General features: G+C 44.5%; 14 protein-coding genes. 6 read left to right on the forward strand and 8 right to left on the reverse strand.

Going from position 1 to position 13,402, the window contains the following annotated elements:
* Positions 1-2: 2 nt before the first annotated feature.
* The 3 genes from L1D55_RS09815 to L1D55_RS09825 are packed head-to-tail and all read left to right on the forward strand — an operon-like array spanning position 3 to position 3,090.
* Positions 3-1,190, forward strand: a complete 1,188-nt coding sequence (locus tag L1D55_RS09815) for a type-F conjugative transfer system secretin TraK (RefSeq protein ID WP_239917301.1) — start codon at positions 3-5, stop codon at positions 1,188-1,190.
* Between the two features lie 12 nt (positions 1,191-1,202).
* Entirely contained in the window at positions 1,203-2,561 is a 1,359-nt protein-coding gene (locus tag L1D55_RS09820; protein WP_239917302.1) for a TraB/VirB10 family protein, read from the forward strand.
* A 1-nt stretch (position 2,562) separates the two neighbouring features.
* A complete protein-coding gene (locus L1D55_RS09825; protein WP_239917303.1) occupies positions 2,563-3,090 on the forward strand; it encodes a hypothetical protein in 528 nt (175 codons plus the stop codon).
* 56 nt (positions 3,091-3,146) lie between these two features.
* Here the strand turns inward: L1D55_RS09825 and L1D55_RS09830 are convergent, their stop codons facing one another.
* Positions 3,147-3,377 (reverse strand): hypothetical protein, encoded by a 231-nt coding sequence (locus L1D55_RS09830; RefSeq protein ID WP_239917304.1) that lies wholly within the window; start codon positions 3,375-3,377, stop codon positions 3,147-3,149.
* Between the two features lie 9 nt (positions 3,378-3,386).
* Positions 3,387-3,929 carry a hypothetical protein gene (locus L1D55_RS09835; protein ID WP_239917305.1) on the reverse strand — a complete coding sequence of 181 codons (543 nt, stop codon included), beginning with the start codon at positions 3,927-3,929 and terminating at the stop codon, positions 3,387-3,389.
* 389 nt (positions 3,930-4,318) lie between these two features.
* Here L1D55_RS09835 and L1D55_RS09840 point away from each other — a divergent pair, with 389 nt between their 5' ends.
* Together L1D55_RS09840 and L1D55_RS09845 are read left to right on the forward strand one after the other, a co-directional pair.
* A complete protein-coding gene (locus tag L1D55_RS09840) occupies positions 4,319-4,543 on the forward strand; it encodes a hypothetical protein (protein WP_081230246.1) in 225 nt (74 codons plus the stop codon).
* A 218-nt stretch (positions 4,544-4,761) separates the two neighbouring features.
* A complete protein-coding gene (locus tag L1D55_RS09845; RefSeq protein ID WP_239917306.1) occupies positions 4,762-6,426 on the forward strand; it encodes an ATP-binding protein in 1,665 nt (554 codons plus the stop codon).
* A gap of 137 nt (positions 6,427-6,563) precedes the next feature.
* Here the strand turns inward: L1D55_RS09845 and L1D55_RS09850 are convergent, their stop codons facing one another.
* From L1D55_RS09850 to L1D55_RS09860, 3 genes are all read right to left on the reverse strand, one after another.
* Positions 6,564-8,159 (reverse strand): IS66 family transposase, encoded by a 1,596-nt coding sequence (locus tag L1D55_RS09850; protein ID WP_239917307.1) that lies wholly within the window; start codon positions 8,157-8,159, stop codon positions 6,564-6,566.
* Positions 8,160-8,274: 115 nt separating this feature from the next.
* Positions 8,275-8,601: an IS66 family insertion sequence element accessory protein TnpB gene (tnpB, locus tag L1D55_RS09855; RefSeq protein ID WP_188046902.1), complete on the reverse strand. Its 327-nt coding sequence runs from the start codon at positions 8,599-8,601 to the stop codon at positions 8,275-8,277.
* Complete coding sequence (locus tag L1D55_RS09860) at positions 8,598-8,975, reverse strand: hypothetical protein (protein ID WP_225480831.1); 378 nt, start codon at positions 8,973-8,975, stop codon at positions 8,598-8,600. Before L1D55_RS09860 ends, tnpB begins: the two co-directional genes overlap by 4 nt.
* An 83-nt stretch (positions 8,976-9,058) precedes the next feature.
* Between L1D55_RS09860 and L1D55_RS09865 the strand changes: the two genes are divergently transcribed.
* The gene (locus tag L1D55_RS09865; RefSeq protein ID WP_086714996.1) at positions 9,059-9,295 is read left to right on the forward strand and encodes a hypothetical protein; all 237 of its coding nucleotides are present in this window, start codon (positions 9,059-9,061) and stop codon (positions 9,293-9,295) included.
* A gap of 175 nt (positions 9,296-9,470) precedes the next feature.
* Here L1D55_RS09865 and L1D55_RS09870 read toward each other — a convergent pair whose 3' ends face one another.
* The 3 genes from L1D55_RS09870 to L1D55_RS09880 all read right to left on the reverse strand — a co-directional run bounded on the left by L1D55_RS09870 (position 9,471) and on the right by L1D55_RS09880 (position 13,152).
* Complete coding sequence (locus L1D55_RS09870; RefSeq protein WP_239917308.1) at positions 9,471-10,328, reverse strand: hypothetical protein; 858 nt, start codon at positions 10,326-10,328, stop codon at positions 9,471-9,473.
* 431 nt (positions 10,329-10,759) lie between these two features.
* Positions 10,760-11,890, reverse strand: coding sequence for a hypothetical protein (locus tag L1D55_RS09875; protein WP_239917309.1), 1,131 nt, complete (start codon positions 11,888-11,890; stop codon positions 10,760-10,762).
* A gap of 2 nt (positions 11,891-11,892) precedes the next feature.
* On the reverse strand, positions 11,893-13,152 hold the full coding sequence (locus L1D55_RS09880; protein WP_081230251.1) for a ParA family protein: 1,260 nt from the start codon (positions 13,150-13,152) through the stop codon (positions 11,893-11,895).
* Between the last annotated feature and the right edge of the window lie 250 nt (positions 13,153-13,402).

Consider the following 13,402-nt stretch of genomic DNA (forward strand, 5'->3'; position numbering starts at 1 on the left):
TTATGAAAAATTCACATCAACTTGCCAGATATACGACCTTGATTTGTGCCACGTTATCATTCGGTGCAATGGCAAACCAAAACGTCATCCCTATTGAACCTGTTGGCTCTAAAGTGGAGCGACAAACAACGCAACCAGAAAATAAAGCGGCTGTTGCGGCAATGGTTGACCAAGTAGTCAAATCTTTACCGACCGATAAGCAAGAGTCATTAAGTCAATTCACTCCTGTCAATGACCCAGCTGCCAAGCAGCCTATTGTCAGCACAAATTCCGTCGATGAATTTGGAAGAGTCACCCAATCAGACAAGAACGTGATTGTCGCAACACCATCAGCGGCCATACCACCGAAACCTTCTCTGACTGCATTCGAACGTATGCAGCGACAAATGGCGAAAAAGTTTAAGCCAGTTCAGAAGTACAAACTACGCCCTTCAGACAATATTACGTTGCCTGCAGCAAAGTACATTCTCAACAGTATTCGCACCTCTTTCAAAGAAATTAACATTCGCAGTTCAGATCCCAATGTGGTCATGAAAGTGGATGGTAGCTTTATCTATTTCACATCTAACAACGATGCCCCTTTTAATATCATTATGTTCGAAAAAGGGGTGCCTGAAACCCAAGTAAACTTAACGATTTGGCCACTTGATGTCATGCCTGCAATGGTACAAGTCGATGTCCGATACAACAAAGCATTACAAGCAAAAGTGAACCGCGTATTGGCGTCAAAAGAACAGGATAAAATTGAGCAAGAAAAACGCATTCAAGATATGGAATCTGCATTGGCCATTGCCAGTGATCCTGAAGTTAAGTCATCTGCATACGTCGAGGGTATCAACAAACTGTTTGCGCAAACGGCAGGAAAAGCAACACCTACAGGTTTTGACTTGCAGACCAACATTCCGCGAGACGCGTTACGTCCTTGTCGGTTTGGAACATATGCAGAGACGAAACAACGTTTAATATCGTCTCGACGAATCGTTGACATTGTATTGGTTGAAAACGTTTCGAATCGCAATGTGGTTTTGCGAGAGCAGGATTGCTGGGTAGATGATGACGTGATCGCGACGGGTATCTTAAACAAAGCGACCTTAAAGCCATCAGAAAAAACCGAAGTATATGTATTGCGCGACCGACTGTACTACCAACGTATGCATTCTCGCAATGAACGTCCATCACTTCTGGATTAATCGAGGTGAACCATGAAGATCAACTTTCAAGAACTTTGGGAAACCAACAAAAATTTCCGATATGGGGTAATTGGCGTCTGTATTGTTCCTGCCGCCTATGTTGCGATGCAATTTATTCATCCGGGCAAAATTCAACGACCGAACGCAGACGCGAATAAAATCGAAAAAGTGTTCATGCCTTCGAGCACACGTACCCAACTAGAGAGGGAAGACGTTGACGGAGTTCGTGACGCCTTAGTTGAAATTTCGGCTATCGATAAAAAGTCGTCGGCACGCAATGACAATTACCAGTACGACCAGTTAAAACAAGAGGTCGATGGTCTTCGTCAAAAAATGGCAGATCAAGATGCTGAGATTGCCGAATGGAAGTCAGGCAAACGCCAATTGGAAAGAACCAACTATGATCCGAACCAAATCCGACAAGGCCGCCAAGTCGTTGTAGATCGACACGGGAACGCAACGGAAATCACTGTCGATGCTAATGGCGTGCCGAACCAACAAGTGAGCCAGTTGCGCAGCTCCCCTCCCCCAGCGCTTGCAGGCATTCGAAGTGTCGATGAAGGGAATGATGCGATTTTGTTGCAAGACGGGCGTGTAAAAACCTTAGTAGAAGCGAACCAACTGGTCGATGAAGATGAAATGTCAGAGGCGCAAAAACGTGAGGCATTGAATCAAAAAGAAATGGAGTTGGCTGCTGCCTTGAAGAACTATCAGCAAAAACCTGAGCAAAAAGGGTATTCAATTTCATTGCCAACCACCAGCCTTGTAACCGGCACTTTGCTATCAGGCATGCAAGCTCCAACCAGTATTGGTTCAGCGAGAGAGCCCCTTCCGGCGGTCATGCGAATCAAGACAGATGCACTATTGCCAAATGGTTATCGTGCTGACCTAAGAGACTGTCAGGCACTATTATCCGGCATTGGTCAATTGTCAGACCGCAGAGCCTACATGAGACTAGAAAAAGTGGTCTGCATCGATGAGGACGGACTCACTGCAGAAGCAGCGGCGCAAGGCTTTGCTACTGGCTCTGACGGTCAGGCAGGGATTCCAGGCACGTTAGTTGCTCGAAACGGTGAAGTATTGAAAGGCTCCATGTGGGCGGGTTTCTTTTCTGGACTGGCACAAGGTATTGCCCCATCAAGGGTGCCGGGTGTCGACATCAACTCTGACGGAACAGGCTTTCAAACACCCGATCTAGGGACACTAGGCACCTCGGCAGTACTCCAAGGCGGCGCCTCATCTTTGGACCGCATTTCGGAATACTACGTAAAAATGTTGGAAGAAATCTGGCCAACCGTTGACGTACCAGCAATGCAAGAAGTGACCTTCCTACTTCAAGCCCCTTTAAAACTGACGTTTAAGGAGATCTAATATGGCCACTGGTGATAATGAAAAGAAAAATGACCAACCAACTGAGGCGTCGAATTCCAGTCAGGAGCTTGAACAACTCATTGAGAAGGCATCAAAACCAACAATGCCCGACGAACCTAAAGGCGACGAAGAACCGACCGTGATTGAAGCAACGCCAACGCAAACGCAAACGCAAACGGAAAGTAAGACGTCAAATCTATTGCCGAAGATCATCGTAGTGTGGTTAATGGTCCTATCAGGGGTAATGGCTTATGCCATGATGGTGATCGACAAACAAAGTGAAACGTCATTGAGCCAACACCCCATTGTGTTTTACCCGTTTGGTAAAGCGTTTTCGGCTCTTAAATCTCAGGGTTATGATTTTGCTGCTATAGAAAAATATAACAACAACATGATCCAGATATTGAACTCTGAAGGGAAAGTGGTGCTACCTGCAGCTAGTGTGCATGGTCAGTTACCAGATTCTCTTGTCGTTAAGCTAATGTCCGTCGATGAAATGAACAGGCTGGCTTCGCAACAATCGGAGTAACAAAACCAATAAAACAAGCAAACAACACAGCTTGGCCACTTTCACAGTGGCCTTTTTTAATGCACCCCACTCGCGGTATCCATCGCACTCAAACAGATCGTGTCATACTTCGTCTTCATAACATTGACTTTGGTTTCTGCTCGAACCGCTCTGTTGTATGAGGCCAACACCTCTTCGCTAGAGTCTTTCACCAACGCCAAGATCGCTTTTTTCTGAGTCTCTGTTAAGTCGGTGGCCAGCAACGCGTCGATGCTTTCATCTATACGATCAAAATACTGAGCTAACATACTTCCCTCCTAGTTAATTTCATTTTGAATATTCAATAACAAGTGACGACAAGCATTGTCTCTAAAGCGAACGTAGTCCACGGGAGAACCAATACCATGTCTAAGCGCATCTAATGTTTCCCGAAGGACGACGACTGGCATGTCAGGGTTTCGGCACTGTAGTCCATAAAAGTCGAACTCAAAAACCGTCATGTTTGCTTCGTCGATCTGATAGCGCCTTGAGATATCTTCAATACGTGTAAATAGGCCATAGGCATCGATATATATCGTTTGCCCTTCAATATCAAAAGCATTGAGGTAATGAAGGTCAACGCCATACTCAGACAGAATCACACCTCGAATCGGTAACCGGCTACGTTCTCCAGCCACAATCAAACCCTCGCACAAGACATAACATTTTGAATGAGCGAACTCGTCAATAAATTCAGTGGTGACTGGGCTTGGCTGCTCACACAGATATTGGATGTCACTGAGAGACAATGAACTCATCACATCAATCAGCTCACGACATCCATGGCTATGCCATTTTACCCGCTTTACTTCATTCTCCATTGTTGCTCCCAGGCTATTCGTTGAATTCAATATACGACGTTTCCCATACCTGGCCTAGCAATCTCCCCCCACTTAGTACGTAACCCACTGAACGAGTGCTCGAAACATGTATTTTGGATTCGTTAATTGCCATTTATTTCAGCCCCATACGCTAGATTGATACGGTTCAACCCGAAAACATCATCACTAGTATTAGTGATCGTTTTCTCCAAGCTGGAGAGCTTCCAATTCTCCCATGCTTTGCATGTCCCTTACTGTCAATGCACTTTGACACCAACAAGAGTTACTCACTCGCATTACTACCCGTAATTAACCCCAATCAACGGTTCAACACACCCTTGGGTGTTTTTTGTGTACCTGCGATATCACCTACCCGTGAGGAACTATCCATGAAATTAAGCACTCTGTTCACCATATTATTTGGTTTAGCGACGGTTTATTTCTGTATTCACCCTGTTCTTGTTGTTCGTGGCACAGAGTTCCCTTCTGCATTCCATGATGTGGTCGAATTCTGTAAAACATGGCGTCATGTTTTGTTGATCACCCTACTCTCTTGGGCTTCAGCAGGCATTACCCTTTGGCTAACGTTTACTATTCACAAACACAGAGTCTAACCCCCTGTTAGCACCTGGTACTTCCACCAGCAACGAACCAACCTCATTGTCCAACAATGACAACGAGCCTCATCCCACCGGATGAACCTTCCCGGTCAAATGCTCCTTCAGACATTGATGTCTCGTTGAACGCACTTTTAACCGGCTTGTAACCCCTTGTGTTGTGCTCACCCAGTACTTCGCAGATTCATTACCTACCCTGTAACGAGGATAAGACTATGACTAACTCAAACAAATCAGTTCAAATCAAAATTAACGAATCCAATTTTCTCGCGAACCTTGGTGCCATTTTTTCCAACACCGGAAAAGTGATCAATGAATTGATTCAGAACGCCTCTCGCGCCAACGCCACAACCATTTCCTTCACGACTTCAGTAGAAAATGGCCGTGCGAACTTAACCGTACTGGACGATGGTTCAGGTATCACTGACATGCAAAAGCTTCTGTCGGTTGCAGAATCCGGTTGGTCAAGCGATGTGGCTAAATGCAACCCATATGGTATGGGCTTTTTAAGCACTTTGTTTGCGTGCGAACACATCACGATTCAAAGTCAGCATCAAAGGCTCTCAGCAAGTACTGAAGACATCGTTTCAGGTGAATCTATAGAAATCGAAGATAGCCCACTCGGTAAAGGTACATTGATTCTAATGGAAGGCATTTCCGACACTTTATTTGGCTATTTAACTTCTAGCAAATATGACCGTGAGGTTGATCGAATTGGTGAAGGCTATGACATTGACGTCGTTCTTAATGGAGTACTGATGTTTAAACATCACTCAAGAATGACTTTAGAAAGTTCGATCCAATACATCGAGCACAAATTCGAATACGGGAGTATCTATTTTGACACTAAACACAACGGTTTATCTTGGCTGGCATACCTGCAAGGCGCACTGATTTCTAGCACCAATGCGGTCACCAGTTCAAACCAGTTAAACCCTCATCATATCGTTCACTTGAACGACGATGTAAAAGCAAGAATGCCTGATCGAGCTGAATTGTTAGATGCAGCAACTGTCAAGCAATTAATTCGAACGAGTGTTCAAACCCTGATGATGCAGTTCCTCCAAAAAGAGCTGAAACGTCTTGGCCAGTCGTTTGCGTTCGACCGTTTACTATGGAGAAAAGCCGTGAACTATGCCCCTCAAGTTCTCAACACCGTTGACTATTTAACGAAGCGAGAGATTGGGGAAAGCAAAAGTTACGAGCTTGGACTCGCTGGATATGACGGCGTAGAACATAGCCAACTTAAACAGCCGATGTCTCGCGCTGAAGTGGAATCATCTTTACTCTTTGCGCTCCCGGAGCATGATAGTGAAGACGAAACCATCAACATCAACTACCTGATGTATTTAGAAAATGTGTTGTTTGTCGACGTGAGGGGCTTGCATGCAGACCATTGGATCCACCAGTGTGAAATCCGTGAAGTGAGTGAACTCGATGTCAGTATCGAATTGGTTAACCCTACTTCGGTGGCCACACTCAATGGCAAGTATTCAATACCTATCGTTCTGTGCGACCAATACACTCTGAAAGGTGAATATGGACAGGTAGTAATAGAAATGGATGCCGTAGTTGTGTCAGGTGATGAATTTGATTATGGAACGTTGATTATTCCAGAAAAAGAAGATTTATCGACCGCACTAGGGATCTATGCCGATTACGATGATGAATGGGGATGTTTTTGTGAAAGTGACAAAGACCACGACAATTATCTGCTTGAGAAGTTGTACAGCAACCTCAGAGCGTCAAGCCCTGAAGTGTTGATTGAAAAAGTGCTTGATGAAGCGTTCAGGGACTCTGGCATGAAGCAAAACCTCAACAATCTGAAGTTCACTGTTTCGTTTTCAGGAACTGACATTGTAGTTACCGAAACTAAGTAACCACACTAACCCGCCAACCTACCTGTCTTTGTACGGTAGAACACCAAGTATGGAGTTACTATGAACGTGAGCTTACGGGAAGATAGCTTACATCGGTGCGCAGAGTTGGCTTCAGACGAAGCAGGAGCATTTCTTGGTTAGATATTAGATAGGTAATTCCAAGGTAGGAACTGCTGTGGGTTCGCCTTTACTTCACCTTGTTTACGCTGCAGCGTATTGAAGTAATCCAAGACGTTGATACCGGCTTCGGCTGACGTCGCTATCATTCCCATCACCACATCAGCAATACTGGCGCCAGCTTGAGTTTTATGGAACATCGCATTCTTACGGTTTCTGGCGACCAGTTTGAGGGCTTGCTCCGCTTTGTTATTGTCTATCGGAGCCCCTTCGATGTGGCAGAACGCGCTAAGCCCGTCATAGTGTTTATTGAAGTATCCAATCGCTTTGCCAAGACCACTATTTTCTTCAACACGCCCTCTATTAAGTTCTGTCTCTCCCCATTCACGGATCTGCTCCATCACCGGAAGAGATACTTTCTTATGCCACGCAAGTCGCTGCTTACTGCTGAGTCTCAAGACTTTGGCCTCATGATCGTTATCCCAGATCATTCCATACCACGTTAATACCTGTTCAACTTCGGTTGGGAATGAGTGAAGCACTTCCGCGAACTGCCGCCGCCCGTGACTATTGCACAGACAGTGTTGGACTTCATAACCAAGAGATGGGCGATTGCTGGATAAGGCATCGCTCATCAATATGGGAGTAGATAGCGTTTTACCGCGCTCGCTCAGCAACTCGTCAATGAACTCGCCCGCATGCCCAATGTTCGTTTTGTATAACACCACATTGTGCCCGCCTTTTAACCCAGCGACTAAACCCGTACTGTAAACGCCGGTGCGCTCTCGCATTTTGGTGCTATTGCGTTGCGGTTTTTCGATTGGGACTTTGTCTAAGATTCGATTACTCGTGTCGTCTAAGTAGTAATGCTCGGCGTTGGCTGCAAAAATTCTAAGCAGGTTATAAACGGGTTGTAAGCTATTGGCTACCAACTCAACTTGGTCAAAAATGGTTGACGCTGTAAGCTTTACTCCCATCAGAGCCTGCATGCTTTCTTGGCGATAATAAGGCGCACCAGCAAAAAACTTATGCAGAGCCATTAAAGTGCGAGCACTGTAACCGTATTTCTGACTCGGCCCTCCATCCTCAACGACATCATCAGGCAATGTCGCCGTGAAGTACTGACCGCACGCATTGCAGCGCAAGCGTTCCATAACATGCTGCTCAGCTACGAATGGGCTTTGCCCCGTGATACGCAGCAAGGTAGCTGGCTCATACTTATACAGCTTGCCTTGATGGCAGTCCGGGCATGCATCGCCTTTCCTTAGGTCGGTTAATTTGTGCTGAGTAACTCTTGTTTTTACCGGCACATCAGGTTGAGTCGCTTTAGGTTTGGACCGTTTTTGACCACGTTTTTTTTTCTTCTTGGCTTTCTGGCCAAGCAGGGTATCCATGGTCTCTGACGATCTGACCATCCCCACCAGTTTACGCAGTTTATGCAAGGTAATATCGTTATCAGATAAGCGCTCTTGTAAGGCCGCCAGCGTTTTTAATGCTTTCAACAGGATATGACAATCTTCCGCGCTCAGTGCCAGGTCATGCTCTTTCGCCTCCTGCACTCGCTGGATAAGTCCATCCAACTCTTCGCTATCTATGTCGGTAAACTCTTGCGCCACTTTCTATCCTGTCGGCTAATGTGCTCTGATGATGTATCTCATTATTTCAGCTCAGCATGATCGGTCAACTCGATCGAAACGATCGTTTGTTTGAACCCGTAGACTGTGCGTTTGTTCACACTCTTTGCCAGCCTGGCAGCCCTGTCAGCAGGGCTTTCAATTGCCTAGCGACTAAAGGCGTGATCGTCTCTTGAGATTTCCTCGGCCAATCTTGAAAGCGCCCTTTGGTCAGGCGCTTACTCATCAACCAGTATCCGGAACCATCGTAGCATAGCGCCCTTAACATGGTTCGGCGTCGATTGGTGAACACAAACAGGGTACCGCTACGTGGCTCTTGTTTGAGCTGATGACGACAGAGGGCGACAAAGCCATCAATTCCACAACGAAAATCGGCAGGCTTAATGGCCAGAAGGATTTGGGTCTGCGCAGTTAGATGGATCATGCTAATGCCCCCACATCTTGCAGCAAGGTTTGGAGCAGATGAAGTGACAGCTCTCCGCTAATACGAATTTGACTTGAGTTTGGTAGCGTCATTTCAATGCTCAAACGATGCTCTGTATTAGGCTCAAATTCGTGTTCGATAGGCAATGACATAAAGTCAGAGGGGGCGGTGGAATTGACAGCAGCATGGTCACACCAAATCTTGAGTTGTCGAGCGTTAATCCTCAACGCAGTAGCAATGTGATTATGGGAGTGACTGTCTGCTAATTCAACGGCCAATTGTCGAAGTTCGTTAGGAGTGTGAGTGCGTTTAGTTCGGTTTTGGCGCCAGTGATCAAACGCGGCAATGGCTTGTTCTAGTTTATGTTGTGGCACGGTGTCGATCCTCTTAATGGACAGACACTCAGTAAATCACGACTTGTTGCTAAAAGTTGAGCTATGCTGCCGTAAGCTCACCTATGAACTCATTTACAGACTCCCTCATCGACCATTCTCATGAATTGGGTCGGGGATATGGTCCTTACGCTCAAGTCGATATGTTACACAATATCCTTGAGTTAATTGGCCCAACTTTGGATAAAGTTAAATTGCAGGAACTCATTAACAGTGTAGGGTTTATTGAAGCCCTAGACTTAAAGAGTGAAGAAGATAAGGCATTTGTATTAGGGCAGTTACAAGACGCTCTTAATCAATAACTTATCGTTATCGAAAGCTCCCATCACGGGAGCTTTTTTTTGAATCCACAATAGACCGCAGAGTCGATTTCGTATCGTGTTATAGCACAGCTGTCTTGGAACAAACTTTATTGTGCGAGAACACTAGGGTTTGTGATTTTTTGTTATCTATATAATCGAACACATAGACTAGTGATTAGACCGCGTTCTGCTTGATTGATGAGGGTAGCGCTGAATAGGAGATCTTGTATGTGGTGAATCCAGAGTCCTGATAGCACTCTGATAATAGATCGTTGGGCGCTAGTTGGGTTAGCAGAATTGAAGGGTTACTAAGAATTTTGTGATTTTCGCTAAACATACTCTTACAGTATTCATCCAGCGTAACAATAGCCAGTGTACTGCAATACCGGTTATTACCTTTACCGAGTTTGTGAAGGTTGTATTTTGACTTAGCCTTTTCTGATTTCTTTCGAGCCCCTTTAAGTGTTCGTAAGCTTATCTTCGCAATGTTCTTGTGGAGTTCGCTTTCGCCATTAATATGCCGATCAAAGATTTCGAATGATTTTCTATCCAGGTTTCCACTGTAACCAGCAATGAAAGCACCAACAATTGAATAGCTAACCCCCTGGAGAGGTTGGCAATGTTTGAACAATTCCGATTGTGAGAAACTTACTCCGGCACGAGCAACGCATATATCATGGTTTTTAGAAATGCCACTTAGGGAGACTTCCAGTAATCGAATACCACTGCCACCTGTATCAAGAATGTTTGGCGACTTGCTTATCAAAGCCTTCTTTAAGTTACTCTGACTTAATAGATACTTTAGATCAGTTCCATTGCTCTGCTTTTTAAGGGAGCGCTTTTCCCTTTTTGAAATGTTACCAATAGTTTCGAATACCAAGCCATCACCTAAATAGAGTGATACATGGGAAAACTGAGCGTTTGCTACATTAGCAAATTTGCCAATCAATCGGCCATGCTTGCTTGTGCCTTTAGAGAAGATTATATCTCCAGGTTGCAAATCTAATATGGATTGTAGTGGTAGATGATTCATGTCTAAGCCTGTTTAAATTACTGATTTATAAGCAACTATATTTTATAGTTGGTGTTTAATTTTAATGATTATTTGTCTGTTTTATTGCTTGTTACTGTTCTCGCATAATAAAGTTTGTACATAACGGGACAGTAAATCAGATAGTTACGGTAGTTGGTACAATATAGTTTGTACACTAATAGGAGTAATCGGTTTGCTGCACCCTTTGGTTCTGTCTACACCTTGCGGTAAGTCATACCTCTAACACCATGTTTTACTTGGCCTTAATAACTACTGTACAAACTTTATTATCCCAATCTTGGCTTTGTGTACAAACTGTATTGCCCCAAGACAACAGCCCTTTCATTACATGGCTGCTTGACCACCAGCATCAAGAGATAATTATGCCACTGAGTTTATAGTAGGACGCGTCCTACTACCCAAAAACCGCCCTAACCAAACAAAGTTTTGCTGAACTCTTCTAATTGAGCAATCTGCTCAGGCGTTGCATTGTTCAGTTCAATTTTCGACTTTGTTTTACTCACGACTTGGAATGATACCGATACCTTCCCATTCTTTGCCCACGATTGAGGTTCCTTATTAATGCCTCCCGATTTAGGAGAAACAGGACTCCAATCTTTCAACCGTGCAATAAGCTCTTTGTTCACTTCCTCTGCATTCATGGCTTCGAATTCTGAGCGGTTTTCGTCAATCCATTTCGTGAAGGAACTTTGCTTATCTTCACTCTCTGAAACCGTGCCGATCAATTTACGAAGGAACTTGGCATCTCGGCTACTAAAGGCATAGTTTGAAAACAGACTCTTCAGACTGTCAGGCATCGAGTAGATAGCGAGGGAGAGTGAGATGTCTGATTTTTCGTATAGACGTTCTTTCTCTAATTTGTACGCCGACCAATCATTCACTTCCATCAAACGAGAATAGAGCTTGCCCTTTTCGTAGTAATTGAAAGACGTTTTGATGTCAGACGACGCCACCAGCCAGGTAATGGTTTCAGGTGTTGGGATTTGATCTAATATTTCAAAGTCCAGCCCCACTTTTTTATCCATGGCAATATCAGTACGACATGAGCCATCCACGACATAGATCAGGCCATCTTGACCTTGGTAAGCAAGTACAGGTGAAATTTGCATACCGAACTCGATTTCATCACTCATCTTGTTGAGTTGAATCGTATTGCGGCTCGACTGTTCACGAACGTTGTCCACGTCAATCCTAACCAAAGTCATAATCTCATCGTATGACAAGGTACGTTGGATAGCGCGGTAGCTTGTACCATCAATGGACTTAATCTCACGACCTGTTTGCGTAAAGTCCAGCTTCTTAGTCTCAGTTAAAAACTCTTGAAGACTAATGCCGCCCTCCTTTAGCGAAGCTTCAATGGAAGCCAACTTCCCCTGTGCTAAGGTCATAGTGGTTTCGCGCTCATTACCACCCATGAAGGCTTGGGGCTTGCGTTGTGAGCTCGACACACTCTCCACTTCAGGTTCAGTGATTGAAGGTGATTCTTGTGCGGCCTTAGCAGCGTTAGCTGCAGCGATTTTCTTTAGACGGTTATTGGCCATGATTATTGCTCCTCACCTTTGTCCTGTTGTTTCCAAACGTCCGTTATCAGCTTATGAATGTCGGCCACGACTTCTTTACAGTTCGCCTGTGCCGCTTCTAACGCTTTGCCTTTCTTACTGTCCATTGACCTAGAGAATTCGAAAACACTGCTATGCTCAGACGCACAACGTTTTACGGCTTCACTGTGTTTCATTTTGGTCGACAACACTGCATCACCAAACTGACTGACTAGAGCATTGAAAATGTCCAGTTCCGAGTCACTGCCCTTCCAATTAGAAATGACAATCTTCGCAAAATCGTAGCCTTGATGACCTTTAGCAATGAAGTTACCAATGATGCTATCCAGATATTGAAAGTAGGCGCAGGTCGCATCGGTATCATTATGTTCCGCCTTACACGGAATCAACACGCTAGTCGCAGCGAAGTAGCTGTTCAACGTAGCAAAGCCCAATGAAGGCGGCGTATCAATTAGGATAATGTCAAACTCACCGTCGAGAGCATCTAAGATGTTTTTCAAACGGGTTGTAGGGTCAACGTTCTGTCCCGCTAATTGGTTACTGGCACTCAAAGATTCCGAGTCTCTATCGGACTGAGACGCAGGGATAATTTTCAGATTGGGGATGAGCGTATCTGAAACGGCGTTACGAACCTCGTCCTGAAACGTGTCTGTATTTGGATCAAGTGCCATCAAGTCGCCAATGCTGGTGCGAGCGTCTGAAATATACTTAGCACCATTTCGCTCTATGTGTTTGGTTTCGTGTTTATGAACTGGAGGGTAGAAACTCGTCAGGGTTGACTGACCATCCATATCAATAAGACAGATCTTGTAACCAACATGATAGTTAATCGACAAACCTGTCGCTATTGCATTGGCCAGTGACGTTTTAGATACCCCGCCCTTTTGGTTTTGAACGGCAATAATCTGCGTCTTTTGTTTCGCTGTTCTTTGGAATGGTTTGTGTCTTTTCTTAAGAACGGTGGTATTCGGCATGTTATCGCGGATCAAGTACAGCTCTTCAAGAGTCAGGTAGTACTGAATACCAACCTCAGCATAGCGTTTAGGATCGATACCTAACGCTTTCGTTAAATCGGTCAATACCTTTTGAGAACATTCGAGGTACTTCAATGCCTCAGCTTGTGTGAAAGAACGAGGTTGCTTTTCATTTGTTTCGCGGCGCAATTCCAAGAATTTAGCACCTCCGTCCCCAAGTTCGTCAACTAATTCAAGCGTCTTGAGCTGTTTCTCTGTCATTGTTCCCATAGCAATATCCACCAGTGGCCTGTTTGAAAGCTAGTATGAACCAATATTAAAGGTAAGAAAAGATATAATAAGTCAATTTTGGATAAATTCATTGAAATTCGACTTACGATACAGTTTTAAACTAATGATGTACTTTTCTACAAAAGATAGGGGAACGATAGAGGAAAAAATAAAACACAACAAAAACAGCAACTTAAAATAGTAGGACGCGTCCTACTATTGTATTTATCGGCCATGTTGTGCAATTCAT

Source organism: Vibrio sp. Isolate22 (assembly GCF_022398115.1).
Classification (GTDB): domain Bacteria; phylum Pseudomonadota; class Gammaproteobacteria; order Enterobacterales; family Vibrionaceae; genus Vibrio.

Coding starts and splice junctions, on each gene's coding strand:
- L1D55_RS09815 (WP_239917301.1), top strand. CDS start 3: ATGAAAAATTCACATCAACTTGCCAGATATACGACCTTGATTTGTGCC.
- L1D55_RS09820 (WP_239917302.1), top strand. CDS start 1,203: ATGAAGATCAACTTTCAAGAACTTTGGGAAACCAACAAAAATTTCCGA.
- L1D55_RS09825 (WP_239917303.1), top strand. CDS start 2,563: ATGGCCACTGGTGATAATGAAAAGAAAAATGACCAACCAACTGAGGCG.
- L1D55_RS09830 (WP_239917304.1), bottom strand. CDS start 3,377: ATGTTAGCTCAGTATTTTGATCGTATAGATGAAAGCATCGACGCGTTG.
- L1D55_RS09835 (WP_239917305.1), bottom strand. CDS start 3,929: ATGGAGAATGAAGTAAAGCGGGTAAAATGGCATAGCCATGGATGTCGT.
- L1D55_RS09840 (WP_081230246.1), top strand. CDS start 4,319: ATGAAATTAAGCACTCTGTTCACCATATTATTTGGTTTAGCGACGGTT.
- L1D55_RS09845 (WP_239917306.1), top strand. CDS start 4,762: ATGACTAACTCAAACAAATCAGTTCAAATCAAAATTAACGAATCCAAT.
- tnpB (WP_188046902.1), bottom strand. CDS start 8,601: ATGATCCATCTAACTGCGCAGACCCAAATCCTTCTGGCCATTAAGCCT.
- L1D55_RS09865 (WP_086714996.1), top strand. CDS start 9,059: ATGAACTCATTTACAGACTCCCTCATCGACCATTCTCATGAATTGGGT.
- L1D55_RS09870 (WP_239917308.1), bottom strand. CDS start 10,328: ATGAATCATCTACCACTACAATCCATATTAGATTTGCAACCTGGAGAT.
- L1D55_RS09875 (WP_239917309.1), bottom strand. CDS start 11,890: ATGGCCAATAACCGTCTAAAGAAAATCGCTGCAGCTAACGCTGCTAAG.
- L1D55_RS09880 (WP_081230251.1), bottom strand. CDS start 13,152: ATGGGAACAATGACAGAGAAACAGCTCAAGACGCTTGAATTAGTTGAC.